Origin of the sequence: Vibrio sp. MMG023, assembly GCF_021654215.1 — a bacterium.
Taxonomy (GTDB): Bacteria; Pseudomonadota; Gammaproteobacteria; order Enterobacterales; family Vibrionaceae; genus Vibrio; species Vibrio jasicida.
Window position 1 is genome coordinate 52,627 of sequence record NZ_JAKFZP010000004.1, and the last position, 25,084, is coordinate 77,710.

The 25,084-nt window shown below is 44.0% G+C and carries 24 protein-coding genes; 3 read left to right on the forward strand and 21 right to left on the reverse strand.

Annotated elements, in window-relative coordinates:
- Nucleotides 1-31: 31 nt before the first annotated feature.
- The 5 genes from L1076_RS13720 to L1076_RS13740 form a co-directional block, all read right to left on the reverse strand.
- A complete protein-coding gene (locus tag L1076_RS13720) occupies nucleotides 32-970 on the reverse strand; it encodes a choline ABC transporter substrate-binding protein (protein ID WP_045412200.1) in 939 nt (312 codons plus the stop codon).
- A gap of 29 nt (nucleotides 971-999) precedes the next feature.
- Nucleotides 1,000-2,700 (reverse strand): choline dehydrogenase, encoded by a 1,701-nt coding sequence (gene betA, locus L1076_RS13725; RefSeq protein ID WP_237303796.1) that lies wholly within the window; start codon nucleotides 2,698-2,700, stop codon nucleotides 1,000-1,002.
- A gap of 19 nt (nucleotides 2,701-2,719) precedes the next feature.
- Nucleotides 2,720-4,180 (reverse strand): betaine-aldehyde dehydrogenase, encoded by a 1,461-nt coding sequence (gene betB, locus L1076_RS13730; RefSeq protein WP_237303797.1) that lies wholly within the window; start codon nucleotides 4,178-4,180, stop codon nucleotides 2,720-2,722.
- Nucleotides 4,181-4,196: 16 nt separating this feature from the next.
- Nucleotides 4,197-4,796 (reverse strand): transcriptional regulator BetI, encoded by a 600-nt coding sequence (gene betI, locus L1076_RS13735; protein ID WP_171306552.1) that lies wholly within the window; start codon nucleotides 4,794-4,796, stop codon nucleotides 4,197-4,199.
- Between the two features lie 418 nt (nucleotides 4,797-5,214).
- Complete coding sequence (locus L1076_RS13740; protein ID WP_038880774.1) at nucleotides 5,215-6,276, reverse strand: sensor domain-containing diguanylate cyclase; 1,062 nt, start codon at nucleotides 6,274-6,276, stop codon at nucleotides 5,215-5,217.
- Nucleotides 6,277-6,481: 205 nt separating this feature from the next.
- Between L1076_RS13740 and L1076_RS13745 the strand changes: the two genes are divergently transcribed.
- On the forward strand, nucleotides 6,482-6,802 hold the full coding sequence (locus tag L1076_RS13745; RefSeq protein ID WP_038868052.1) for a hypothetical protein: 321 nt from the start codon (nucleotides 6,482-6,484) through the stop codon (nucleotides 6,800-6,802).
- Between the two features lie 235 nt (nucleotides 6,803-7,037).
- Nucleotides 7,038-7,199: a hypothetical protein gene (locus L1076_RS13750; RefSeq protein WP_237303798.1), complete on the forward strand. Its 162-nt coding sequence runs from the start codon at nucleotides 7,038-7,040 to the stop codon at nucleotides 7,197-7,199.
- A 470-nt stretch (nucleotides 7,200-7,669) separates the two neighbouring features.
- Here the strand turns inward: L1076_RS13750 and L1076_RS13755 are convergent, their stop codons facing one another.
- Entirely contained in the window at nucleotides 7,670-8,932 is a 1,263-nt protein-coding gene (locus L1076_RS13755) for an amidohydrolase family protein (protein WP_237303799.1), read from the reverse strand.
- Between the two features lie 182 nt (nucleotides 8,933-9,114).
- Here L1076_RS13755 and L1076_RS13760 point away from each other — a divergent pair, with 182 nt between their 5' ends.
- Entirely contained in the window at nucleotides 9,115-10,254 is a 1,140-nt protein-coding gene (locus L1076_RS13760; RefSeq protein WP_237303800.1) for a hypothetical protein, read from the forward strand.
- Nucleotides 10,255-10,293: 39 nt separating this feature from the next.
- Here L1076_RS13760 and L1076_RS13765 read toward each other — a convergent pair whose 3' ends face one another.
- The 15 genes from L1076_RS13765 to L1076_RS13835 form a co-directional block, all read right to left on the reverse strand.
- Nucleotides 10,294-11,301, reverse strand: coding sequence for a hypothetical protein (locus L1076_RS13765; RefSeq protein WP_038880805.1), 1,008 nt, complete (start codon nucleotides 11,299-11,301; stop codon nucleotides 10,294-10,296).
- An 804-nt stretch (nucleotides 11,302-12,105) separates the two neighbouring features.
- Entirely contained in the window at nucleotides 12,106-13,530 is a 1,425-nt protein-coding gene (locus tag L1076_RS13770; RefSeq protein ID WP_237303801.1) for a hypothetical protein, read from the reverse strand.
- An 88-nt stretch (nucleotides 13,531-13,618) separates the two neighbouring features.
- On the reverse strand, nucleotides 13,619-14,299 hold the full coding sequence (locus tag L1076_RS13775; protein WP_045408953.1) for an OmpA family protein: 681 nt from the start codon (nucleotides 14,297-14,299) through the stop codon (nucleotides 13,619-13,621).
- Between the two features lie 8 nt (nucleotides 14,300-14,307).
- The gene (locus L1076_RS13780; protein ID WP_104034518.1) at nucleotides 14,308-15,855 is read right to left on the reverse strand and encodes a TadE/TadG family type IV pilus assembly protein; all 1,548 of its coding nucleotides are present in this window, start codon (nucleotides 15,853-15,855) and stop codon (nucleotides 14,308-14,310) included.
- 4 nt (nucleotides 15,856-15,859) lie between these two features.
- Nucleotides 15,860-16,420 carry a tight adherence pilus pseudopilin TadF gene (tadF, locus tag L1076_RS13785; protein ID WP_038868070.1) on the reverse strand — a complete coding sequence of 187 codons (561 nt, stop codon included), beginning with the start codon at nucleotides 16,418-16,420 and terminating at the stop codon, nucleotides 15,860-15,862.
- Entirely contained in the window at nucleotides 16,407-16,889 is a 483-nt protein-coding gene (locus L1076_RS13790; protein WP_038868073.1) for a TadE family protein, read from the reverse strand. The genes tadF and L1076_RS13790 overlap by 14 nt, the downstream gene beginning before the upstream one ends.
- Nucleotides 16,890-16,891: 2 nt before the next feature.
- Nucleotides 16,892-17,614 carry a tetratricopeptide repeat protein gene (locus L1076_RS13795; RefSeq protein ID WP_237303802.1) on the reverse strand — a complete coding sequence of 241 codons (723 nt, stop codon included), beginning with the start codon at nucleotides 17,612-17,614 and terminating at the stop codon, nucleotides 16,892-16,894.
- Nucleotides 17,614-18,465 (reverse strand): type II secretion system F family protein, encoded by an 852-nt coding sequence (locus L1076_RS13800; protein ID WP_237303803.1) that lies wholly within the window; start codon nucleotides 18,463-18,465, stop codon nucleotides 17,614-17,616. Before L1076_RS13800 ends, L1076_RS13795 begins: the two co-directional genes overlap by 1 nt.
- Nucleotides 18,462-19,364 carry a type II secretion system F family protein gene (locus L1076_RS13805; RefSeq protein ID WP_038880822.1) on the reverse strand — a complete coding sequence of 301 codons (903 nt, stop codon included), beginning with the start codon at nucleotides 19,362-19,364 and terminating at the stop codon, nucleotides 18,462-18,464. The genes L1076_RS13800 and L1076_RS13805 overlap by 4 nt, the downstream gene beginning before the upstream one ends.
- A gap of 1 nt (nucleotide 19,365) precedes the next feature.
- Complete coding sequence (locus L1076_RS13810; RefSeq protein WP_038880823.1) at nucleotides 19,366-20,637, reverse strand: CpaF family protein; 1,272 nt, start codon at nucleotides 20,635-20,637, stop codon at nucleotides 19,366-19,368.
- Entirely contained in the window at nucleotides 20,634-21,875 is a 1,242-nt protein-coding gene (locus L1076_RS13815) for a P-loop NTPase (protein ID WP_042605640.1), read from the reverse strand. Before L1076_RS13815 ends, L1076_RS13810 begins: the two co-directional genes overlap by 4 nt.
- Before the next feature lies 1 nt (nucleotide 21,876).
- Nucleotides 21,877-22,353, reverse strand: a complete 477-nt coding sequence (locus L1076_RS13820; RefSeq protein WP_237303804.1) for a hypothetical protein — start codon at nucleotides 22,351-22,353, stop codon at nucleotides 21,877-21,879.
- Nucleotides 22,350-23,720 carry a pilus assembly protein N-terminal domain-containing protein gene (locus L1076_RS13825; RefSeq protein ID WP_104036617.1) on the reverse strand — a complete coding sequence of 457 codons (1,371 nt, stop codon included), beginning with the start codon at nucleotides 23,718-23,720 and terminating at the stop codon, nucleotides 22,350-22,352. Before L1076_RS13825 ends, L1076_RS13820 begins: the two co-directional genes overlap by 4 nt.
- The gene (gene cpaB, locus L1076_RS13830) at nucleotides 23,720-24,547 is read right to left on the reverse strand and encodes a Flp pilus assembly protein CpaB (RefSeq protein WP_237303805.1); all 828 of its coding nucleotides are present in this window, start codon (nucleotides 24,545-24,547) and stop codon (nucleotides 23,720-23,722) included. Before cpaB ends, L1076_RS13825 begins: the two co-directional genes overlap by 1 nt.
- Before the next feature lie 21 nt (nucleotides 24,548-24,568).
- Nucleotides 24,569-25,006, reverse strand: a complete 438-nt coding sequence (locus L1076_RS13835; protein WP_038880831.1) for a prepilin peptidase — start codon at nucleotides 25,004-25,006, stop codon at nucleotides 24,569-24,571.
- Nucleotides 25,007-25,084: the final 78 nt, after the last annotated feature.

Below are 25,084 nucleotides of genomic sequence, written 5' to 3' on the forward strand. Positions count from 1 at the left end.
TCTACCCACCTTTTCCTAAAGAGAGGAATGATTAAGCGTTTGTTTTTAGGTAAGAAGTAATCGCTTGTTTTGCGTCTTTGCCGTCTAGCGTCTTGACGCCTTCTAGCCACGCTTCAAATTGTTGTGGGTTGGCATTCAACCATTCTTGTGCCGCTTTCGCTGGCTTTTGTTTTTGGTTTAGAATCGCTTCCATCAACTGGTTTTCCATCTCTAGACTGAACTCTAGGTTCTTAAGCAGTTGACCCACGTTTTGACACTCAGATAGGTAGTCTTGGCGCACGTTGGTGTAAACATTTGCACCGCCGTAGTTAGGACCAAAGAAGTCGTCACCGCCAGATAGGTATTCCATCTCAACATTGCTGTTCATTGGGTGCGGAGCCCAACCTAGGTAAACGATCCATTGGTTCCGGCGCACTGCGCGAGATACTTGAGACACCATGCCCGCTTCGCTTGATTCCACTAGGCTGAAGTCTTTCAAGCCGAATGCGTCGCTGTCGATCATATCTTGGATCAAGCGGTTACCATCGTTACCCGGCTCAATGCCGTAGATGCGGTCTTTAAATTTGTCGGCATGCTTTACCAAGTCAGCGAAGCTTTTCACGCCAGCGTCATACACGTACTTTGGCACAGCTAGTGTGTATTTTGCGCCTTCTAGGTTTGCGCGAACGGTTTCCACTGTGCCTGCTTCACGGTACTTGGCGATATCGCCTTCCATGGTTGGCATCCAGTTACCCAAAAATACGTCAATGTCGCCGTTTGCCATTGAAGAGTACGTTACAGGTACAGATAGAAGATCGGTCTTGGTTTTGTAGCCCAAGCCTTTTAACAGTTCAGAGGTAACAGCAGTAGTTGCAGTAATGTCTGTCCAGCCTACATCGGCAAATCGAACAGTTTCACATTGGTTAGCATAAGCACCTGTCGCTACTGCACTCAGCGCGATAGATGAAAAGATTTTTGTCATCGTAGACATGTTTAAATTCCTTGTAATGATTACTGACTTTATGAGATTGAGCTTAAGTCTCTTTTCGGCGGACGCATTCTTTGCGTCTCTTGCCAGTTCGGAGCAATCCAAACCGGTGTGTTATTCGATTCTTCGAGTACGTTCCCCAAGATCATGTCCGCGGCACGCTCTGCGACCATGATGGTTGGTGCGTTTAAGTTGCCATTCGGAATGGTTGGGAAGATGGATGAATCCACCACGCGCAAGCCTTCAATGCCACGCACTTGGCAGGCTTCATTCAGAACTGCCATTGGGTCATTGTCTGCGCCCATTTTGCAGCTACACGATGGGTGGTAAGCACTTTCCACATTTTGCTTCACCCATTCATCAATCGCCTCATCGCTGGTGATGTTCAGACCCGGTTGAATCTCTTCACCGCGGAACGCATCCATTGCAGGTTGGTTGAGGATTTCACGCGTTAAACGAATACAGTCTCGCCAGTCCTGCTTGTCTTGTTCCGTCGAGATGTAGTTGAACTCGATTTTTGGCTTGTCATTTGGGTTGGCAGAAACCACTTCGACACTGCCGCGGCTCTCTGGCTTGTTTGGACCAACATGCACTTGGAAGCCGTGACCATCAAATGCCGCGCGTCCGTCATAACGCATTGCTGCTGGTAGGAAATGATATTGAATGTTTGGCGATTTCAATCCTTCACGAGAACGGATGAACGCACACGATTCAAAGTGGTTGGTTGCCCCCAAACCTTTGCGAGTCAGAATCCACTCCGTGCCAATCAAACCTTTGCTGATCAAACCTAACTTGCTGTTAAGTGTGATCGGCTGTTTACAGTGGTACTGGAAGTACACTTCGAGATGGTCTTGCAGGTTCTTACCCACGCCTTCTAGTGCGTGTTTCACTTCAATGCCCACTTTTTCAAGCACAGTCTTAGGACCAATACCCGAGAGTTGCAGTAGTTGTACGGAGCCGATTGAACCTGCGCTCGACACAACCTCTTTGTTAGCAAAGCACTGTTTGATTTTGCCAGATTGCTCAAACTCAATGCCGACTGCTTTCTTGCCTTCCAGTAAAATACGGTGAGCCGTTACGCCTTTCATTAAGGTGAAATTACTGCGCTTTTTCGCACGGCTTAAGTAAGCGTTAGAGGTAGAAGCACGCACGCCTTTATCTACCGTCATATGCATCGGACCGAAGCCCTCTTGCTGATAGCCGTTGTAGTCTTGCGTTTCTGGGTAGCCTGCATCTTTGCCTGCTTCGATAAACGCTTGGTAAAGTGGATTCAGCTTCATGTCGTTGCCGTTACACGTCCCAACAGGACCACTGTCGCCACGGTATTGGTCTGCGCCGCCTGTCCACGTTTCCGCTTTACGGAAGTACGGCAAACACGCTTGGTAGTTCCAGCCTTTCGCGCCCTCTGCTTCCCATTCGTCAAAGTCACAAGCATGACCACGAACATAAACCATGCCATTGATCGAAGAGCTACCGCCTAACACTTTGCCGCGTGGACAATGCAGTTGGCGTCCGTCTAGCCCATCTTCCGCAACAGTTTCAAACTGCCATGCGTACTTTTCAGTATTCATTGGGTAAGACAGCGCCGTTGGCATCTGAATGAAGATACTCTTGTCTGAGCCACCCGCTTCTAGCAGCAAGACTTGGTGTAGACCGCTTTCACTCAAACGATCCGCCAAAACACACCCTGCCGAGCCAGCACCGACGATGATGTAATCGTAGTGTTGTTGCATTACAAATCCTCCAGACTGATTACGCGTAAGGGCTATCGAAATCGCCCAAATGCACTAACACGCTCTTGGTTTGGGTGTAATGCTTAAGGGTTTCAACGCCGTTTTCACGTCCAATGCCAGACAGTTTGTAACCGCCAACTGGCATTTCAGCTGGAGAATCACCCCAGGTGTTAATCCAACAAATGCCAGCTTGGATTTGATGAATGACGCGGTGTGCACGAGAGAGATTTTGCGTGAACACACCAGCTGCAAGTCCGTAATCGGTGTTGTTAGCGCGTGCAATCACTTCGTCTTCATCACTGAACTTAAGCACTGACATCACAGGACCAAAGATCTCTTGCTGCACATGCGGCATGTCGTCTTCGCAATCAATGAAAACCGTTGGCACAACAAAATTACCGCTCGCCAAACCGTTTTCTGTGACTTTATAGCCACCAGTCAGCAACGTTGCTTTGCTTGCTTTCGCTTGTTCAATTGCGAAAAGGACTTTTGATTCATGCTCTTTAGAAATCAGCGCGCCGATTTGGGTTTGCTCATCAAGCGGATCACCAACCACCAGCAGTTCGGTACGTTTCTTAAGTTGAGCGACAAACTCATCATAGGTACCTTCATGAACGAACACGCGAGTACCGTGTGTACAAACCTCACCTTGGGTATAGAAGTTCGCAACCATTGCAGCAGAAACCGCGTCGTCTAGCTTGGCATCATCAAAAATGATCATTGGAGACTTACCGCCAAGCTCCATTGTGACTTGCTTCAGCGTCGCGGCGCTGTCACCCATCACGACTTTGCCCGTACCCGATTCACCCGTGAAAGAGACTTTAGCGATGTCAGGATGTGCGGTGAGCATTTGCCCTACTCGGTAATCACCTTGAATAACGTTGAACACGCCATCTGGCAATCCCGCTTCGCTGTAGATTTCTGCTAGTTTGAGTGCAGTTAACGGAGTTTCTTCTGATGGCTTAAAGATCATCGCATTACCCGCAGCAAGTGCAGGGGCAGACTTCCACATCGCGATTTGAATTGGGTAGTTCCACGCCCCAATGCCCGCACAAACGCCAAGAGGCTCGCGGCGAGTGTAGAAAAACTGTGATTCATTCAGTGGTTGCTGTTCACCATGCATGCTAGGCGCAAGACCTGCGTAGTACTCGATCACATCTGCGCCCGTTGCAATGTCTACGCAATTCGCTTCTTGAATCGGCTTGCCCGTATCTGCAACTTCTAGTGCTGCCAACTCGTCGTTTCTTTCACGAAGTAACGCCACCGCTTTAAGTAGAATGCGACTGCGTTCTGTCGCCGTCATGGCAGACCAAATCGCAAAACCGCGCTTGGCAGATTCAATTGCCGCTTCCATATCTTGCTGGTTAGCCTGCTTCACATTCGCAAGCGGCTCACCATTGGCGGGATTGTATGTGGTGAAGTGTTCTTCTGAGCATCCTAGGTGCATGGCACCATCGATGTAGTGTGCTTTCATATCCATTTGAAGGTTTGACTCTTTATTTTTGTTTTGAGTAGAACGTGAGCTGTTTGTCGAGATAGTCGTTGATGATGACGCGTGCTTTCTCGGCATCGATGCCTTGCGGGTTGAGCGTTCCGCGTAGCCAAATGCCATCAATCAGTGACGCAATACCATGCGCTACAAGCTCTGCTTGGTCTTGATCCAACAAAGCTTTTAATTCTTTTTTTAGATGAGAAAGGAGACGTCGTTCATTCACTCGTTGCAGACGTTTGAGCTGCGCGTCATGCATGGAGTACGACCAGAATGCCAACCAAGTTTTTGCCACTTGGTTCTCGGCTTGGAAACCCACAAAGTTGCCGTCGATGATGGCATTAATACGTTGATGATGCGCATCAGCAGGTAGTTGGCTTAGGTTCTCTTTGATGGTGGTAGAAAGCTGGCGCAGGATCTCACGCATGGTCTCTTCTAACAGACCGTGCTTTCCACCGAAATAGTGATTAATGATCCCCGTTGATACTCCTGCTTCTTTGCTGATCAACGAGATGCTCGCGGCGTGCAAACCTACTCTGTCGATGACCGACATCGTCGCTTTGACTAGCTGCGGTTTTCTGATTTCAGGCATCCCAACCTTGGGCATTTTGCATCCTTGTTATTTTTAATTGAACGGTTAGTTAAATATAAAATGCCTCAAATTTAGTTCGAACTCAAACTAATTATCTAGAAAAAATGGTAGGCACAAGCGAATCATTTCGACAACAATCATTAATTAAACATCTGTAAAATGAAGTTTAAATCGAGATTGACACCTTAACGCACAAAAAATAAACCATTAAATTTCAGATATTAAGAAAAGAAAACCGGAATTTAACGAGCAAACACTTCATATTGAGCACTTACACCTCAAAAACATAAACAAACAAAAATACATCGACATCAAATAATTACGACTCATTTTAATTTCATGACTATCAATTGGACAAAGAAACACCATCGCTTCGCCAAGTTGTTATAAAATGTAAACCGCTTTCTGATTATCTTGTTACTGTTTGCGTCATTTACATGAACGCTTTTGCTCTTTTCGTATGAACTATGTGTTCAGAATATCCATCAGAGCTACACACTCGATTTCGCCCCAGTGTTTTCGCTCGATACAAAGCCTTGTCTGCTCGGCGATAGCTCTGCTCAACAGAACGATTGATCGTCGTAATTCCACCACTTATCGTGATGCCCAGTACGCTTTTTGATTGAATGATTTCTTTGAGACGGTAAATCGCTTCAAACGCGTTGCGGTTATTAGTCTCTGGCATGATGATCGCAAACTCCTCTCCGCCAACACGAGCGACAATGTCTGTCTCTCGACACTGCGCTTGCATCAACTCCCCAAGTTCTTTAATCACCTCATCACCCACATCATGACCATGTTTGTCATTGATCTGCTTAAAGTGATCAATATCGATAATAGCCAGTGTGGTATTCGACACCGCATAACGGTCAGCAATACTGGCGTGACGTGCTATCTCCTTGTCAAAACGACGACGATTCCAACAGCCCGTTAGTGGGTCTTTTTCTGCAAGATTCTTGAGCTTATTCTCCAACCGAACTCGATGGCTGATATCTCGGAAGCTAAGTACATATCGATCACTCATTCCCATCCCCATTTCATAATGCGTGATGTGAGTATCTAACGTTAAGTGGTCACCAAAACGGTTCGTCACTTTGATTTCGCCTTTCCAGTTTGCCTTTGCTCCTAACTTCGCAATCGCGTCGTTCAAACAACTGAAACCATACTTCTTCAAATCTTCTCCATTCAATTGTTTGGCCGTATGTCCTGTTAACTTGGAAAAGCTTTTGTTCGCAAAGTCGACTCGTAAATTTTGATTGAGGATGACGACACCAATCACTGAGTGCGCGGCAATACTCGCGATCTTTTCGTCAATGCGTTCGCTTTCTAAGTGGTAATTACGCAATACCATCAGTAACCCGATGACAAACAACAACAATGCCTGCCAACTGTAATCATGTGTGAGCGTGTAAATCCCCCAGCCAGTCAGCGTCAATAGATAAACAAACGGAAGTAACTTGCGCTTGGTATCGTTAGTAAATTTTCTCGCATTCATAATGCGTGCTCCGAATGATTCGATGAGCAAAGATTATTGAATTCAAGTTGTTAAGATTTACCAATTTGCGCCACACCTTTATCACTAACAGGTTTCTGACAAACAAGCGTTATTGCTCACTTTTCGCCAATGTCGCTTAATGGCAATTTTTAGAGGTCGTTGCCCTTTATCTTATTCATCAACTTGATTGAATTAGGAAAGAAAAATGAAAGCACGCAATGCCCTTTTAATTTTACTCACGAGCACTATTGGTTTTAACGCTCATGCGATTACCGACGCAAGCAAGATTGGCGCAAACGCAGGAGCGATGAGTTACTGTTACGATCGTGTCGCCTCTGGCAAAGACAAATCGAAATACCGTTTATTGAAGCTGAAAACCTTAGAAGAATATCAAGACCTAGACAGTGGTGACCGAGCAAGAGCATTGGTCATGAAGAAAGCGGCAGAAGATGGCGAATACCTTGGTGACCCACTAGATAAGTCTCGCTGTAACAGCCTCAGAAAAATGTTGTTTGTAAAATACTAATCACACTAGCCCCTTTGAAGCCATCACTCTTTAGTGGTGGCTTTTTTGCACCTGCAATCCACCTATCACAAATTCACCACGACTATTTATAACCATCATAATCGATATTACTTTTTTATCTTTACGTGCGAAGTGGCGCCAAATGGTAAGTCCCCATTCCTGCTTATTTCTACTATATCGCTACAGGGTATGCATTGAGCGACAGGAGTCCCCACTTAAAAAATGAGAGACCAACATGACTTACGCAGAGTTCAAACAAACAGATTTACACACTTGTCTAACCGTTGCCGGCGAACTGGTGCTGTTCATAGGTAAAGTTGCCTTTAAGACCATAAAAATTTTATTCAAAGCCTTTACTTGGTTGGCAATCAAAACTTATCGCTATGTGATGAAGTAAGCTCGATTTGATTCTGTCACTTTATCTTTATCTAAACCGCACCTTTTTGAGGTGCGGTTTTTTGTATGCCATATCCCTGAATTCACGTTCCTATCATCACCTTGTGCCCCTTCTCTCTTTCTAAACTTTAGTACCTAAGACAAGGCCATTGACGGCCAAAAATAAGAAGTGAAATTGTGTCTATTCATCGCTCTTATGCCGCTATGTTTAAGGTCTTACCCCTTACGCATAGGGTACTAGAACATAACCAAACTCAACGCGAGGGGAGCATCGAGGCGCTCTCGCTGGACAATACAAATTAGCCTAAAAGGAGACGTTAGTTTCAATGAAAGATGATACTGGTAGGAAGGTTTAAAGGGCTAGAACGGGTCAAAGGATTAACCCAGAAAGCTTTCGCTAAATGGCGTCCAATCTTTCCCCAAACGCAAAAAAGGCGCTCAGTGAGCGCCTTTTGTAAGGAGGTATTTAGCCTATAGTGTGTTCTTATACACAACACCGTCTTTCATGATGACTTTCTTAGTTTCATCTTGTACCACGCAATCTACACCTTCTAGTGGATTGCCATCGACGATAAGCAAGTCTGCATAAGCACCTTCCACAATTTGACCTAACTTACCTTCTTGATACGGATGTTTGTAAGTCGACAATTCAAATAGACGCCCACAGTTTGAGGTAGCCATGCGAAGTGCTGTAATCGTATCGAATGTGGTTTCAATAGCGCCCAGCTCTTGCATCTGACTTTCATGAACGTTTGCTTTACCAACACAGTCAGTACCAAACGCTAGGTTTTGAATATCGTACTTCTTGATTAGCTCAGCAGACTTAAACATCGCTTTACCGACACGTTCGGTTTTGCGATAAGTTTCCTCATTCGGTAGTGGGATTTTGCGCTCCGCAATTAATGAGGATGTAAAGTATGAAGGGATCACCCAAATACCTTTTTCTTTAATCGTCTGAGCGATGTCGTCATCCATAATCGTTGCGTGTTCGAACGACATCACGCCTGCCTCAGCAGCTCTGCGCATCGCATCTGGCGTATGAATGTGTGCCGCGACATAAGTACCGTAGTCGCTCGCTGCTTCTACCGCTGCTTTCATCTCATCAAGCGTGTATTGCAACGTATCCAGAGGATCAAACGTAGAGGATGCACCACCACCTGCCATCACTTTGATTTGAGAAGCGCCCATAAACAACTGCTCTCGAACCGCTTTCAATACTTCTGCACGACCATCCGCGACTTTAAATGCGCCCAACTTCATTAGTGGTGAGTCTTCATGACCATTCGCTAAACGCTCTTGAGCTTGGTTTTGGCGATAGTCTGCATGACCACTCGTTTGCGAAATGGCTGCCATTGAAGGCAAAATTCGCGGACCTTTTGCGTAACCGTTATCGATGCTGTTTTTCAAACCTAGTGTGTTACCCGCGACATCACGAATGGTCGTGAAACCGCGCATCAACATCTCTTCTGAGATTTTCGCTGATCGAATCGCGACTTCTTCACGTGTCATAGTATCAATCACATTAAATGGTGCTGACAGCGTGATGTGTACGTGTGCATCAATCAGACCTGGCATCACCGTTTTGCCTTCGGCATCGATGATTTGCTCAGCATTCGAGTCATCCACTTTCCCGATTTGTGTGATTAAGTTATTTTCAATCAGAAGGTCCACGTTCTTCAGAAGTTGCTCATCTACACCGTTAAACACGTTTGCATTTTTAATTACGATACTCATGGTTTCTATCTCCGAGTCAGTTGTCTCAATACAGGTGCATCATATCGAGTGGACCGAAAATAAAATTGCCATTTCGCGACAAGCAAAACATTCAAGACTTAAGTTGGGTTTCGTGATAGATTCCGTCGCCATTTAAATATGCACTACCACCCGTATTAACTATCGCGCGGACAATCCACGTTATGTTTTCTCAATCAGTCATCGAACAACTTAAATATTATGTTTACTTCCTACGAGACCCTCGCAACGGCATCGTCTTCTATGTTGGAAAAGGCAGAGGCAATCGAATCTTTAATCATGCAGAATGTGCATTAGAAGGTGATAGCTCTAGCGACAAACTTGACACAATTCGAAGTATTTTAAATGCGGGATTCAAAGTAGAACACTATGTATTGAGGCATGGATTAGACGAAGTAACGGCATTTGAGGTTGAAGCAGCGCTCATCGATTTTATAGGACTAACCAACCTGTCTAATTTACAAGGGGGTCATTACTCCAACGATTTTGGCATTAAAACGACTGATGAGATTATCGCTATGTATAGTGCCGAAGCGCTCGAGACCTCATTACCCATCGTACTTATTAACATCAATAAAAAGTACTATCGCGAAATTACGCAAGAAGAGCTTTACGATGCAACAAGAGAAGCTTGGGTCATTGGCAGCAAACGAGATAGAGCAACTTACGCAGTAACAACCTATCGTGGGTTAACTCGCGAAGTTTACAAGATCAAATCTTGGTATCCAGTCGATATTGATGGAAAAGAACGTTGGGGCTTTATTGGAGAATTAGCCAATGAAACCGTTCGAGAACAGCTTCGTTACAAGGCCATTTCTTCACATTTCCCACAAGGCGCTGCAAACCCGATTAAATACCTAAACTGTAATGCCCCGTTATCTGTTGTCAGAACTACGCCGCCACAAAAAATAGTACAAGCTCCTATTGATGCAACGGAAAAGAACTTGAACCTCATTGTGCATATTCAGAAAGGCAAAGAAAAACATGGTTATGAATGGGGAACACGCCAAGCATGGAAATGCGGAGATAAAGCACATCGGGTAAAACGTGTAATCGGTGTCGTAAAAGGTAAAGTCGCTTGCGTAATCGATGGAGTGACAGCTCAGCTATCCACTCCAATGATCAACCCAAACCACGATATAGGCTGTGAGGGACGTTATGCATTCTTAAATGGTATCTGCGTCAATGAAAATGATCCCCATGCAGAAGAACAATGCGAATTGATGTTCAAAAAGATATCGGGGCTTGGGCAAGGCCACCGTTATCTCAGCGATGAAGAGTTGGAATCACTCACAAGCGAGTGATCGAAGAGCCGCCATACGCGGCTCTGTCTTACTACACTGTCAAACATGAGTTCTAGATTCAGTCACGTCTAAAAAAGGAATGCCATTACCTATTATCATTTCATCTTTTCTAAAATCACGCAGATTACACAAGTTACAACTTGGCTCGCAATCCACTAGACATTCGAGCTTTTCTTTCACCTTCTTCAATAGAACGGGGTTAGAAATCGATTTGATTATATTGTGTCTGAATAGGTAAACACCCATGCTGCCCTTCTCTTTTGGCGGATAGTACTTTACTTCTTCTGCGTTAAAGACCAGCTTACTGAATGCAATTAGTGGTTGAAAATCGACGATGAAAAAGTACGCGTAATCTTTTTTACTGGAATATCTAATCAAGTAATAGCAAAGTGCTTGAATAATCAATTCAAAATAATGAGCAGAGCTCGTATAGTAACCTACACCAATCAAACAGCTACGCTCAGCTTCTTCCTGTGGGAGCGTAATAAATGAAGGTAGCCCATTAATACCTTCAATGTTCACCATGCCGTACCAATGGCCTACCGTTGCCTCTTGGTCATTTTTAATTAAAACGCATTGATACTTCACATCACTCGCTTTCTCTTGAAGGTCCTGATAGAACCTTTTGAGAGGTGAAATGTTATGGTTAAACTCTTTGAACATGTCAGAGTATTCATTGATCGTCAGACTTTTTATTTCGCTTTTAGGAGGCCCAGACACCTTGCGATAAGAAAGGTTAGAAATCGAAAAATCTAGAGCTCGAACTAAGGTGCTGATGACAAGATCATGTTTGTTCGAGTAACGAACCTTAGACAGATCCATTCGTAACAGAACCTCTATTAAATCAATATCCAAACACTTGGCAATATAGAACTGTTTATATATTGGCGGGATACTTTTACCGGTAAACCATCGGCTTAAGGTAATAGAATCAAGGCCTTTAAACTCCTCATAGTAGTTATTTTGTAACAGCGCGATAAGGTCCTTTCGAGAAATATCTCGAGTATCGACCCACCGACTCAACTCATTTTTAAAACAATAAGTCATATAACTCCCCTCCCTGTAAAACTCAAAATGCCCATTGTAAAAAATGGACATTCATACCCAAGAAACCGGTATCTTGAAGTTACTCGGGTATCAGTTAGATATCGCATTTAAATCTTTGAATACTTCTATAGGTATTCTCTATCAAATAACGCTGCCAACCATAATTTGAGATTATTTAAATTTACCTAAATTAGAAATACATGCAGGTGAGTATCAGATTTTTCTGACGTGACATAGAGAACCTCTGAAGGCTTAATCGAATATCGGGTCCTCAATATCGCTTATTGCATAAAAAAGAAGCATTGAAGTGGTATTTATTTACCTTTCATATAGTTAAGTCGATTCAACCCTCGTACTGCCTCTCTCGTTTCCTCTCGCTGATAGGCCGTCTCTGTTAGAAAACACATGCCATGCTCTCTACCACGACATCGGCAAAAATCAGACCGAAGTAATGCCCAATACTTATTCGTGCTGCCCTCAGGTGCTTTTGTAGCAGCTTCCGACCAAAGCTCGCACGCCAACCCCCATTCGTATTCTCTTTCACTCTGACAAGCTTGCTTTGCCAACTCTAAATACATTCTGTTCGCCATATGCCCACTCACGTTTTATTTTTAAAAAGAACATGTTATGAGGAAATAACTATAATGGGATAGCATTGAGAAAGGATTTAAACACAGCAAGGCAACTGTCTAAGCTATCCCCCCTTTAAGCAAACTAATATTCACCAAAAGAAGACAAAAAAAGAGCCGTAAATACGACTCTTATAGAAGTTTTTTGCGACGCAGAATAGCATCGTTGTCGTTGTTAGCTCATATTCACCATGCAAATAAACTTGTTCGTATCAAACGCTTTATCAAGCTCTTTATGCTTATCTGATGAATAAACGCTGCCTTTATTCGTCCAATAATCTCCAGAAGAAAGGTTGGCGTACTTTTCAAGGTATTGATAGGCAGTAGTGCTAGGTAAACGGGAGGATAGACGTTCACAATACTGGGTAGCCTGCTCTCTATTCAGGAAGATATCGTGAGACTTTTGGTTGCCTTTGAATTGGGGTAAAAGGTAAGTAAACGCATCGTCTTTATACAGCACTTTATTGGTATAGCGTTTCACATCTTGCTTCACAGCAGGCTCCATTCCGGCAACGGCGTTTGGAGGTAAAAGACTCTCAGAGAATTTGCCAGAATGCTTGTCTCTAGTCGCTTCATCATCAACCTTACTCGCCTCTTCCATTACTGAACGAGTTGAATGGAGGTCGGTTGCGTTGGCCTTATTTGAAAATGGGAAGAAGTAATCACCGCCATTTTTGAGATTCAATTTAAGCGATTGTGTCTGATTGCTATTTACGGCGCGAACACTGTAAACCCCCACGTAATTACCCGTCACATCTACTCTACCACCCGACCCGACTTCTTGATCGTTGATGTAGAACACCGTACTTTCCGAGTTCGAACGGAATACAAACCGCACTCTATCTAGGTTTAACGCCTGTCTAAGCTCCACTTCTGTATTTGCACTGTAGGCATGTTTGTAACTCGCATCCGCGGTAAAGGATAGATCGCCATTTAGTCTTTGGTTTGCATCTACCACTCTAAAACGCGTAAGTTGAATGCGCGACAAGCCACCTTTACTCAACACAAATGCATTTTTGATAGAAGGAAGATTGCGGTTCACGCACGTTGATAAGCTTTCCGAGACATTACACTGTAATTGGCCTTGATAAGTATCATTAATAACGCGTTTCGAATCGTCCAAATGTCGAGCTTTGATCTTCTCATACAAAGCCAGCAACGCGTCGTTTTTCTTTCGCTCAATCTGACTGGCTTCTCGTTGGTCTTGCGACAGCTGCTGTTTTGTTTCTGCAAGCAACTTGCCGGCGGTCTCAATCTCTTTCTTCATTGAGTTCACTTTGGATGACATGTTACGTAAGGTGAGCATCAAGGATTCATCGTAGACGCCATCGACCAACTTGTCTGTTAAACGGTTTGAATCAGATTTGATCATCTCAACGTTGTTGACCAACTTGATCTTGGTGGACTCAATTTCAGCATTCAATTTATTGTAATGCGCAATATTTTCATCAATATTGAGCGCGCTATATTCTTGCTGATAAGCCGACTTGATGTTGTTTAGCTTATCTTGCTCATTAAAGTTAATTAGCTCTGAGGCAGCAATAACACCACTCCATGCTAGACCCACCCATATGACTAATACTGTTTTAGATTTACCCACTGCCACTCCAAATTGACCCACCACGACACCATTGTTGTTAATGCTTCACCTTGCGTTTTAGGCAAGGTGAACACTCTGCGATTAAAACCTATTCCGTTGGCTTTACTTCGTCTGGTTTTATTTGATCTGGTTTTGCCTGATCATTCTTAGAAGCCCATATTTCTGAGCGTCTGTTTTGTGATCGTCCCTCAGCGGTTGAATTCGACGCAATCGGCTGAGTTTCACCAAATGAACGAACGACGATACGGCTTTTATCCACGCCTTGCGCAATCAAACCGTTAGACGTTGTCAACGCACGCTGCAAGCCCAACGATTGGTTGTAGCCTTCAGAACCCTTGCTGTCGGTGTGACCATCTACCGCAATAGCACTATCGCTATTTTTCAGCGAACCTGCGAGTTGATTCAGAGCCTTACTGCCCATCGGAGTTAAGTTGGATTGGTCAAAGCCAAAATGCAGACGCGCAACTAAGCCCTTGCCTTGTAGATAGTTGTTTTGATTGCCAATCCAAGTCGAACATCTAGATTGTTCCAACCCCAACTTTGATTTACCCGCCAATACTTGTCTTAGCTCGTGACTGTCGGATTTCTGCTCTATCTGCAAAAAGCCCTGTCGATGTTGACCAATCCCGATAACATCATCCACAGTGACACTATGTTGGTACTCGCTGAAGGTATTGTCGCAATAAACACTAAGCCCTTCTCCAGCCTTTACTGCAAAGCTTAACGGCATCATTGATAACGCGATTGCGCCAATCACTAACTTTTTCATATTTTCCTCTAGTACAACTTAGTTATTCCGCTTGTTTTTGAGCCTTTGCGGATGAGTTCTTCTATCTTTTCAATCAATTCATCTAAGTCAGATACATCGATGATGTCTTCACTTGGATTGACAACACAGTCTTGAAAACCACTTTGTTGAGAAGCACGAAAATCGATACCAATAACACCGATGTATAAGCCCGGAATCTCTGCTCTGGCTTTGTCGCACATACCGTTGTCTACTAGCCCTTTCAGAATGCCGTTGTTAGGGCTTTCCTGCCCATCACTCAAAATCAGCAGCATCTTGATTTTCTTGTTGTACGCTTGCTGCTCTTCTTCATCTGTACTGTTTGGGTCTCCATCATGAAGAACCTGAGATCCTCTTAATATGCCTTGAAACGCAGCAGTACCGCCATCTGCCCACATCGACTTAATTGCGTTCAAATCGGAAAGCTTGTTCGATAATCGAATGTTGTAAAACTGCGATGAATTGGAGGAACCATGTGCGTTAAATAGACGTGTTCCACTCACACTATAGAAATTGGGCTTTAATCCCGATTTATCAGTAAACATGGTTGAAACTGACGCCGGAAAATCCACATAGTTGTAAACATCCGCAACGGCATAACGGTCCAAATTGATGACATCACGAATACGCTTCGCATACTTTTGATTATCCGATTTGGGGTTTGAACATCTTGATTGCCTGCTCGCACAGTTGAGTACCTGACTTTGCGAATACGTACGCCAATAATCCCAATTAACATCGTTATAGGTATACGGCGATAGATAAGCGTTATAACCATCTCTGTAACTTAATTGGCTAGTCGCCCGAGCTTGATTGCCCCCGACAATTTCTCTGGTTCGAACGTTAAATGGAACAAAACCTACTCGATTAAGCAGCTTGTCTCCGGTTGTATCTTCTCCCGGCTCGTCACAAACATCTTTCCACTCCCCATCGACATACTCTTTACGAGTAGATGTACAAAGAATCTTGTTTGATATTTGATCGATTGCGGTTTTTAAATCATCAATTTTTTTATGTCGACTTGATCCCCACCTTTCGTCCATCGAGCCTGAAAAATCAGATACGAAGACAATATCGATGTTGTTATCTCCAAGGTAAACGGGGTATTTTCTTGCTAACGAACGGCCCGCTAAATCCTGTTGCTCATTAAAAGAAGGAACAAAACTACTCGCAAACCATGAGTCGTGTGTCGTCCTTGCGTTCACCGTATATTGAATGTATTCGAGCACACCTGCCCCCTCATCTTCCGCCTGATGAAATCGCTCGGCAGAAAGGCTGGCTGATTTAATATCTCGCACATAGTTTTCGACATATTTCGTTGCCAGTTCACGAGCTGCATCGGGCTGGTCTTCAATGGTCACCGCCATCGCAGCAGCCTCTGCTGAGTCTCTTAATCGGCTGGACTCTTGAACATAACGTGTTCCCTCAACAGCCCAAAAAGTGAACCCCATGATAGGAACAAGCAATAAACCCATCCATATCGCGGCGACGCCTTTTTGTTGTTGGAGACTTTGATGCTGGTATCGCTGCATTTTCATTTCATTATCTCCCTGGCATGATTGAAGAAGAGCCAATCTTGACCGTTGTCCCTGTGCCGCCATTGAAAAAAGGTTTGAACCAAGAGCTTTGCTCTTCGCATACACTGACTCGATACAGTGGGTATACGATGCCTTTTTCAACCGGAGCCAAATCTGCATGAGCAAGAATTGAGTCCGTTTCGCAACCTAATTTATTGAATTTGCTACTGGTAAAAGCAGCCACATTCGCCTTATTCGTCAACGACTCGATTTTAATCGCCACATTATCTGGCGTTGTATCTAGCATCCGGCTCGCCACTTGAGTCAGGTCTTCTAAATCTGTATTGGTGACGGATAAGTTTTTCCCTGCCAACACATCAGCATCAAAGTAACGAGTACGTTCTTTGATCACATTGACTAAGGCAAAGCTGGAACGATCGAGCTTTGCGCGCACAAGTAGCTGATAACTGAGATCCGCCGCAAAAAGGTAAACACCCCACAATGCGACAAGAACGAACACAAGCTCAATAGTAAATGCGCCTTTTTGGTGCTTGGTCGAAGGTAAAAATCGGTTACGGAGTGTCATCTTTCCACCCTTCATGCTCTAAGTTCAAAACCATGGTTCGAGCAATGTCTTTATCAGCAGCACCAGTTAGCTTTATCATTGGAGAGTAGTGATACGTAACCGTGATTTCGGCTAGGTCATAATTGAAGTTCAGACCTTGATCAGAATGCCCTCTATTAGCAATAAAATCGTCATAGGTTTTGTAGTACCGACCTTGAATAGAGAATCGGGTACTATCAATTAAGAAATGCCACAGGTTATTATCCGCTTCTATCAACGTTCGAAATTTATCTTCATACTGTTGGTTAATACCTTTTCCCTCATAGATCTTTGTGTTTCTTATTGTTTCTCTGAGAGAGTACTCCGTCATGTTTACGACATAGATTTGATAGCTGGACTCGAAAATAGCAAAAGTGGCAAAGAACAAAACGAGCGCACCCAAAGCAAACTCTATCGCCGTCACCCCCTTCTGCTTGCAAAGACTTCTCATCACTAACTCCTAGCCTGAGTCAATTCAGTCGCGATACTGTGGATCTCTTGAGCTGAAAAATCACCTTTAAGCAATTTCTTCGCTGCGTCCATTTGTTGTGCTTTCATAAGTGCAATAGCAAGGTTCGCTTTGACCACTTTATTTGCTGGATTGTCTTTTAACACGGGAGTTAGCGTCTCAATTGCTTGTTGGTACTCACCGTTTGCCATATGTATCATCGCAATATTGTTCTTGATCACGACATCGTCGTATCCACGTAAGCGGGCGTTATTCAGCTCTTGATAAGCATCTTCATACTTACCCGCTTTGGTGTAGGATACGCCGAGCAAGACATGAATTTGTCCTGCCTGATTACCAGCACTGACTGAAGATAGATAAGCGGCAATGGCATTTTCAGTGTCGTTTTTTGCATCAAACACCTGCCCTTCTAGTTGATACAGACTAGGATTCTCAATACCCTCTTTTCTGAGGTGTTGAACGTAGAAGTTAGCTGATTCAAGATCCCCTTTATGGAAGTAAGCCCACGCGAGGTTTTCTTTTACCGCAGGATCTTGCGAACCTTGCTCCAGCTTGGATTTATAATGCGTGATTAAGCCGTCGTAATTCTTCACTTTTTCCATGCTAGTGACATCATCTAGTTGCTGGCTCTGCTGTGAAGGTGTCGATTGACAGCCTGCTAATACGCTTAACGCGAACAAAACGACAGAAATACGTTTTGCAACCATTAGTTACCCCCAATATTGATCGACATTTGCATGACACTCGGAGCGAGTATCAGAATGACGATCGGAAACATAATGAATAAGATCAAAGGCACACTCATCTTCGCCGAGAGTTTGCCAACCTTTTCCTCGACCGTAAGAATCTGAACTTTTCGCATGTCCTCTGCGAGATCACTTAATACTTGAGCCACGGAGGTTCCGTATTGCAAATTTTGAATAATAGTCAGGGCAAAGCTTCGAACTGCTGGTGTTGGTATCCGGTCACTGAGATCATTAAGCGCCTTTTCTACACCGTGTATTTTGGCTGAATCGGAAGTGCGTTTAATTTGATAGCAAAGGTCTGAATCAAACTCTGCCAACTCCTTCCCTAAGTACACCAAAGCCGCTTCTATCGTCATACCGGTTTGAACACACACCGACATCATGTCTAATAAATACGGTAACTGAGATGACGTCTTACTAATCAAAACTTTACGTCGAAGCTGCAGCAAGGTATCAGGTACAACTATCACGCCAATAAGAGCAAAAATGACCACGATAAGCTGACTGGTCGTTGTCATATCCGACAGTAAAACCCCACCAGCAACCAAAGCAAGTACCAACAACTTGGCCGGAAAATAGAACTTGGCCCACTCTGTGTTGTAATACCCAGCTTCAATCATTTTTTGTTCTAATTCGTGTCGATACTCTTTACCGAAACGGACAAAAAAACGGTTAACGCGAGAGGGGGCACGTACTGCATCTCCCCCGATGTAAAATGCCACTTTCTTGCGTCGCTGCTCACTACGTAGTGAATCAACGATTAAAAAGAGTAACGAAACAAACAGCACAACAAGAGAAACCAATAACGTCATGCGCGCACTCCTTTGACTAACAGCCAAACAATGAATAACCCGAACAACTCACTGCCAAGTACATAAAAGAGCACGATTCGACCAGAAGGGTCATACAGGACATAATCCACATTGCCAGGGTTTACATAGTTAAGAATAACCATAAAAATCAGAGGGATTGCTGCCACAATCTTGGCCGAAATCCTCGCTTCAGAGGTCATCGCCATTTTCTTTTTCTCTAACGTCCTAGCATCCACTAAGACTCGAATAAGTCTTGCTAACACCCCTTTAAGCTGACCACCACGCGCAATGTTTGCTCTAAGCGTTACTGTAAAGAAGAGAAACTCCGGATACGGGTAGTTCTTGCAAGAGCGTTGAAGTACCACTTCAGGAGATTCACCTAACTTCAACCGGTCACCCATTAACTTGAATTCACGACCAATTGAGTTGTCCATAACCTCGCCGACGTAACTAATGGCTTGCATTAGACTGTCACCAGCCGTTACCGCGCTCATCAGAATATTCAGCGCATCCGGGAATGTGTTTTCAAAATCTCGACGTCTTCTTGTGACCAGGTAGCGATAACCAAAAATGGTAAGCAACAAAGATAAACCGAGAATCAACACTGTATTCGTCATCAACAATAACTTAACGACGACGTACCAAGATGCAATCAGACTGCCCGTGATATACAGCGCTATGTACAGAGAAGATCTCGGCCCCAATACAGTTAATGTTGGTGAAATGGACTCTTTGAACTTTTGCCAGCTTTGCTTTCGTACCAATGATTTAACGTTGATAGCATTGAAGTTTTCCGCTTCAGCTTCTTCAATATTGAAAAACTGGTTAACCTTCTTGACCTTCGAATCCCTGATCAAAAGCAGTACAACCGCAAAGAGGATGAGCGAGATCCAGAGCATGCTATATCCCCTTAAATGCAGCCATCAGCTCGTCATATAAGCCGAAGAATTGGGATTTTTTCACAAGCTCAGATCGTTGCATGATGCCACTGGTCACAAAGTCGCCTTTCACCGTTTCCCCGAAATGCGCATCGTCGTAACGGAAACGATAGATCTCTTCCATCACAACGCTATCGCCTTCTAGGCCAACAATTTCAGAGATACTGGTAATTTTACGGGAGCCATCACGTAACCTATTAACTTGAACGACCATTTGAACGGCACTGACGATTGTTCTTCGAATCGCGTCAAGAGGTTGGTTCAAATTCGCCATCATCACCATGGATTCAACACGAGCAATCGCATCTCTCGGAGTGTTAGCGTGCAACGTAGACATCGAACCATCATGGCCAGTATTCATTGCTTGCAACATTTCAAAGGCTTCAGACCCACGACACTCACCCAATATGATTCGGTCTGGGCGCATACGAAGTGCGTTGATCACCAAATCTCGTTGCGTTACCGCTCCGGTTTGTTCCACGCTGGACGTTCGAGTTTCTAATCGGACCAAGTTCGGCTGTTGCAAACGTAGTTCCGCAGCGTCTTCAATCGTGACGATGCGTTCATCTTCTGCAATGTATTGAGACAATGCATTGAGCAGAGTGGTCTTGCCTGAGCCTGTACCACCTGAAATTAGCACATTCATTCGACAGCGAGACGCAATCATGAGCACTCTTGCCATATCTGGTGACATGGTTCCAAAGCCAATCAAGTCCTCAAAACCAATGTTCTGCTCCCTGAATTTACGTATCGAGATTGACGTCCCATCCAACGCGATAGGTGGGATAACAATATTGACACGGCTACCGTCATCGAGTCGGGCATCAACCGTTGGAGACAGCTCATCAACACGGCGACCAACACGTGAAGCAATACGCTTCGCAATGGCTAAGAGTTGTTCTTCATTTACAAATGTGACTTCTGACTTTTGAACTTTCCCGTGTCGCTCAAAGAAAATATGGTTTGGTCCATTCACCATAATATCGGAGATAGACTGGTCTTCGACCAAAGGTTGCAAAGGCCCTAAGCCAAAAAGCTCATCAATTAAGCTTTTCACCAACCCAGACTTCATCATGGAAGTGATCGGTCGCTGGTAGCTGTTCGCAAGAAGATCTACCGCAGCTTGTATCTGGGCCTCAAGATCTCGACGGCTCATTTTCTGAACCGCTTCAGCATCTAACGCTTCAAATATTTGGCCACGAAAAGCGAGATATAAGTCTTTGTTAGAACTCATTTAGCACGCACCTTCTTTAACCACGATCCCATACCTTTTTGATCAACAGGTTGGCCATTGATCAGCTTCACCAGTAGCTCCATAGAACGACTGACGTGGCGATCATGTTTATGGCCTCGCTTGCCATCAATGATGATGTGTGAAAGCGATTTGCAGTAAGCCACTTCTAGATCAACATCCGCCCCTAAGTATTTGGTTAAGTCAGGCTTCTGCAGTACATAAGCGTTTTCTGGTCGATGGTAGTTCACGACCGTAATAACACGAGTGCGAGATGCGAGTGTGAGCTGCAAATTCGACATTTTTTCAAATAACCGCTTTGCGCTTCTTACCGAAGACACCGATGCGTCTAATACCAAAACAACCACGTCGAAGTTTTCTACCAAGAGTTGAGGTTCAACTTTGAAATCCACGCCACCAGAGAAATCTTCGATAATGAAATTGGTATTTCTTGCCAAAAGGTCACAAAGCGTTTGGTTGTAGTTAAGGATATCGGTCTGACTCATATCCCCATCAATCGCTAACAAACGTAGGTTTTTTCGCGCATTAAACAGATAGCTCAATGCACCTTCTTCATCCATTTCATGCAATGGCGCGGTAAACTCATCGATACCGCGGGGTTTAAAGTCTTTTAAGCCCAATAAGACATCAATATTGGTATCAGTGTATTGGTGATCAACAAGGATGGTATCCGTGCCCTGAGTAGACAGTAGTGAACTCAACTCTGTTGTGATAAATGAGGCACCAACACCACCTTTTGCTCCCACAACTGCAACACGTTTTGCTTTGCGTTTTTGGCTGACACCCGAAAACGTCTTTAGGTTCTTGCTAACATGATTTAAGAAGTCAGCAAATTCCTGTTTGTTCACTGGCCAAAAAACATAATAGAAGCCCATATCTTTCAGCGAACGCAGCGTCGAAATAGCATCCTCTTTGCCAATTACGACCACGCCTTTATGCGTAGGCAATTTGCTGGCAAAAGATTTGGCGTCTTCAACAACGTTATTGGATTCATTAAGCTCAAGGATAACAATGTGACTACTCTGCTGTTCCGTTAACTTAGTTAATCCAGCATTGGCTTTGACACATTCAGGGTCATTCCAACCTTCAAATCGAAACACTTCCTGAACTAGGTTCAAACACTCTTGTGATTGATAAAACAAAGTACAACCAGCAACGCCAGTCGCGGTGGACTGAGTAGGCTTAGCCTTGGTGCTTAACGCTTTGGTCAGATCAAACATGTTATTCTCCCACCAATCTAGACTTGTAGGACACTTGTTTTAGACGCATCGACTCTACAAAGCAGTCAGGTTGACCTAGTTGGACGTGAATTTGTGCAGGCGCACATTGCTGAGTCTTCATGCGCGTTAACGTTACTTGAATGCTGAGATCATTCGGTAAATGAGGTGCATTGCGGAACGTCACTCTTTGCGGCGCGACAATGTGTGACGGATATTGGTTAAATATCTGCTCTAACATCGTCTTGCTACGCGTTGATCTGTAATCCACCACGTAAGTCGCCTCTTTATCCATCGACTCAATATCGTGAATCAGTTGCTTAATCTGCTTGGTGGTTTCCGCTTGTTTTTTGATCGCAAATTCGAAATTGTGGTGTTCTTTGTACACCAAAGCTTCAGCACCGTTACCACCAAAATAACGCTCTGAAGCGCAACCAAAGAGGGATGAAGTCAATAAAGTAATGAGTACGAGTTTCTTCATTGAATGAAACCTCCTTCAGACAATAAGCGAATCGTTGCATCCGATGTCACTGGGGAATTACCCTCGGAATCAATATTCAACCAACGCGCCAATGTTGATGTTTTTTTGATGTATGGGAGTTGAATGTCTTTTGGTTTCATTGGCTCAACCAGATTTACCGTCGCCACGATGATCAACTCAGTGCGTTTTCTGTCTGTCGTTGCCTTACGGAATGCCGCGCCAAGTACAGGGATATCGCCGACAAAAGGAATCTTCTGCATTTTTTCTAAATCGGTGCTGCTCATTAGCCCACCTAGAATGAAGCTATCTCCGTCTGCTAACTCGACCGTCGTTAACGCTCGACGCGAAGCCAGCTGTGGTACTTTTATACCAGCCGCCTCTACATAGCTTTCTACTTCGCTGACTTCTGGGGCTAATTGCATTCGGATCTTATCTTGGCTAAGTACCTTCGCAGTAAGGTCCAACTTAATGCCGAACTCTTTAAAAGTGATGTTGACATTGCTGTCCGTCGATACGATGACCGGCACCTCTCCACCAACGAGGAAACTTGCCGATTCGCCGGAGAGTACGGTTAAATTAGGTTCAGCTAAAACTTCAGCAATTTGGTCATTACCTAATGCTGTAATCAACGTGCTTAAATTTGCGGCGTCAAACTGATCAAAAACAAACTCACCGACACTAGAACCCACAGAGCTCCAGTCAACGCCTACTGTTTTTCCAAATGATTCGGTGACTTGAGCAACGGAAATTTTGACGTTCACTTGTTGAGTCGTCGCGACTTCAATGCGTTCGACGATCCCTTCCCATGTCATATTTCGCGCGAAAACCATCCCCTCCGGCTCTTCATAGTCGGCACTTTCAGAGCTGAACTCCAACTTCTCGGCTTTGTCCCATCGCTCTGTCTTTTCTCGGCCAAGTAGTGTTGCAACCAATCGATAGATGTCATCACGCGTTGCTTCGGAATCAACAACACCACTGACGGCAACTTGCTCACCAACAGACTGAACCTTGACCTTAGCATCTGGAAAATGGAATTTAAGCTGGCGTCTGACTTCGCTTAAGTCCAAATCAACAATAATGCGATCAGAGAGCAGCACATCATCATCAATCCCGTACACAATCAATCGTGATTGCCCTATTCCATTAGCGAATACCACCAATGTGTTGTCATTGATGATTTTATAATCCGCAATATCAGGATTACTGATGAAGACCTTTCCAATTGGTGTCTTAAGCTGAATATGTTGTCCATCATTGAGCGTAATGGAGCGATCCGCCGCATAAACATTCGTTACGCACAGTAAGCCAATAAAAAAGAGCACAATAGAACGGCAAACTGATTGCTTCATTTGAGGTTGTATTGTCATTACAGAGCCTCTCTTGGGTTGTTGACGTTACCACGCAACTCGTCAATACCAGTGTAATTATCAATAATATTGCGCACTTCTGCGTACTCAGGCTGCTTATAGGTTTGGCTTCGGTATATTTCGATGTGCATAGTTCTTTGGGCTAACGCAAGTTTGGCTAGGTCATCAGGTCTAACTTCAATGACAACAGTCGTTAAACCGTCTTCTTTACTCGGGGCTCGTGCAGTAACAGAACTGTTTTCCCCTTCTCCATCACCGATGTTGAGCACTTTAATATGCTTGAGGAACATTGATGCTTTCACGCCTCTGAAGCGCTTTGGCTTATCAATATTTCCCGCTAAGTTATCATTTGGAGAGCTCACCGTAAGGACATCAATGTATGAACCTGGTCGGATATAATCATTGATTAGATTCTTGTTGCTCACTTCGAGTGGATACAACGTCATTCCCTCCGTGACGAGAAGATCGATATACCCAGGCTGACCAGACGCGACTTGGTATTCTGGCAACACAACTTCGCCAGGATTCAAATCTCGATTCAATAAAACGGAAGGGGAAAAACTGATTTCAGCGTCTTCTCTCACACCAAGCGTCAATGCTTCGCTAAGTGGGAGCTGTCGTTTTATGACGCCTTGAGCACTGATCGCATGCCCTTTTTCATACATTTCTGTGGTCGTCCAGACAGCAACATGCTCTTCTTCTTCTTTGTTATCTGCCAATTCAGCGGTAGTTGCTGACTGAGGTTCGCTTTTGAACAAATCGACAACGCCTAGCGCGCCAACTATCAAAGCAACAATAGCAACAAGTAATACCAGTCGAGATCTCATAACGTGCCTATTTTTGGAGGTTTATATATGTGGCGTATTTTGAGTTAAAATTACTAAGTAAAATCCAACGCTAATTGCTATTCCATATGGGATTCCCTCTTTATTATTCGACGTGTTGCTTATTAGCTTTTGACCTATCAAATAAATAACAGCTAAAAAACCACCAGCAAAAGCCGTCAAAATATAGGCCCACGGCAAATCATGTAAAGGGATTGAAAGAGATAAGACAGCGGCATACTTAATATCACCAGCTCCAATCGAAATCAGAGCGTAAAGTATTAACCCTACCCCTAACACCAGCAAAAAGGTTGTTATTTGAATATCTAACGGTGAAAAAAAACTTTGCAACAAGAGGAGTATGAGCAAGGTGTAATTATGTATTCTTCGACAAATAAAATCGACAAATGAAACATAAACACACGCAATTGCCAATACTAACAAATACCATTCATGACTCAAAAATAAGACTCTCAGGTTAACTTTTCTGGTTTATTTTCAAAAAACATTTATTAGATAATCTGAATTAACGATGCCAGA

What these genes read in the sequence shown, in the direction of transcription:
- L1076_RS13820 (WP_237303804.1), bottom strand. Translation starts at nt 22,353, where the DNA reads ATGAAGAAACTCGTACTCATTACTTTATTGACTTCATCCCTCTTTGGT.
- L1076_RS13780 (WP_104034518.1), bottom strand. Translation starts at nt 15,855, where the DNA reads ATGAAAATGCAGCGATACCAGCATCAAAGTCTCCAACAACAAAAAGGC.
- L1076_RS13750 (WP_237303798.1), top strand. Translation starts at nt 7,038, where the DNA reads ATGACTTACGCAGAGTTCAAACAAACAGATTTACACACTTGTCTAACC.
- L1076_RS13825 (WP_104036617.1), bottom strand. Translation starts at nt 23,720, where the DNA reads ATGACAATACAACCTCAAATGAAGCAATCAGTTTGCCGTTCTATTGTG.
- L1076_RS13795 (WP_237303802.1), bottom strand. Translation starts at nt 17,614, where the DNA reads ATGGTTGCAAAACGTATTTCTGTCGTTTTGTTCGCGTTAAGCGTATTA.
- L1076_RS13755 (WP_237303799.1), bottom strand. Translation starts at nt 8,932, where the DNA reads ATGAGTATCGTAATTAAAAATGCAAACGTGTTTAACGGTGTAGATGAG.
- L1076_RS13720 (WP_045412200.1), bottom strand. Translation starts at nt 970, where the DNA reads ATGTCTACGATGACAAAAATCTTTTCATCTATCGCGCTGAGTGCAGTA.
- L1076_RS13815 (WP_042605640.1), bottom strand. Translation starts at nt 21,875, where the DNA reads ATGTTTGATCTGACCAAAGCGTTAAGCACCAAGGCTAAGCCTACTCAG.
- L1076_RS13765 (WP_038880805.1), bottom strand. Translation starts at nt 11,301, where the DNA reads ATGACTTATTGTTTTAAAAATGAGTTGAGTCGGTGGGTCGATACTCGA.
- tadF (WP_038868070.1), bottom strand. Translation starts at nt 16,420, where the DNA reads ATGACACTCCGTAACCGATTTTTACCTTCGACCAAGCACCAAAAAGGC.
- L1076_RS13745 (WP_038868052.1), top strand. Translation starts at nt 6,482, where the DNA reads ATGAAAGCACGCAATGCCCTTTTAATTTTACTCACGAGCACTATTGGT.
- L1076_RS13810 (WP_038880823.1), bottom strand. Translation starts at nt 20,637, where the DNA reads ATGAGTTCTAACAAAGACTTATATCTCGCTTTTCGTGGCCAAATATTT.
- L1076_RS13740 (WP_038880774.1), bottom strand. Translation starts at nt 6,276, where the DNA reads ATGAATGCGAGAAAATTTACTAACGATACCAAGCGCAAGTTACTTCCG.
- L1076_RS13775 (WP_045408953.1), bottom strand. Translation starts at nt 14,299, where the DNA reads ATGAAAAAGTTAGTGATTGGCGCAATCGCGTTATCAATGATGCCGTTA.
- L1076_RS13790 (WP_038868073.1), bottom strand. Translation starts at nt 16,889, where the DNA reads ATGAGAAGTCTTTGCAAGCAGAAGGGGGTGACGGCGATAGAGTTTGCT.
- betA (WP_237303796.1), bottom strand. Translation starts at nt 2,700, where the DNA reads ATGCAACAACACTACGATTACATCATCGTCGGTGCTGGCTCGGCAGGG.
- betB (WP_237303797.1), bottom strand. Translation starts at nt 4,180, where the DNA reads ATGGATATGAAAGCACACTACATCGATGGTGCCATGCACCTAGGATGC.
- cpaB (WP_237303805.1), bottom strand. Translation starts at nt 24,547, where the DNA reads ATGAGATCTCGACTGGTATTACTTGTTGCTATTGTTGCTTTGATAGTT.
- L1076_RS13800 (WP_237303803.1), bottom strand. Translation starts at nt 18,465, where the DNA reads ATGACGTTATTGGTTTCTCTTGTTGTGCTGTTTGTTTCGTTACTCTTT.
- L1076_RS13805 (WP_038880822.1), bottom strand. Translation starts at nt 19,364, where the DNA reads ATGCTCTGGATCTCGCTCATCCTCTTTGCGGTTGTACTGCTTTTGATC.
- betI (WP_171306552.1), bottom strand. Translation starts at nt 4,796, where the DNA reads ATGCCCAAGGTTGGGATGCCTGAAATCAGAAAACCGCAGCTAGTCAAA.
- L1076_RS13760 (WP_237303800.1), top strand. Translation starts at nt 9,115, where the DNA reads ATGTTTTCTCAATCAGTCATCGAACAACTTAAATATTATGTTTACTTC.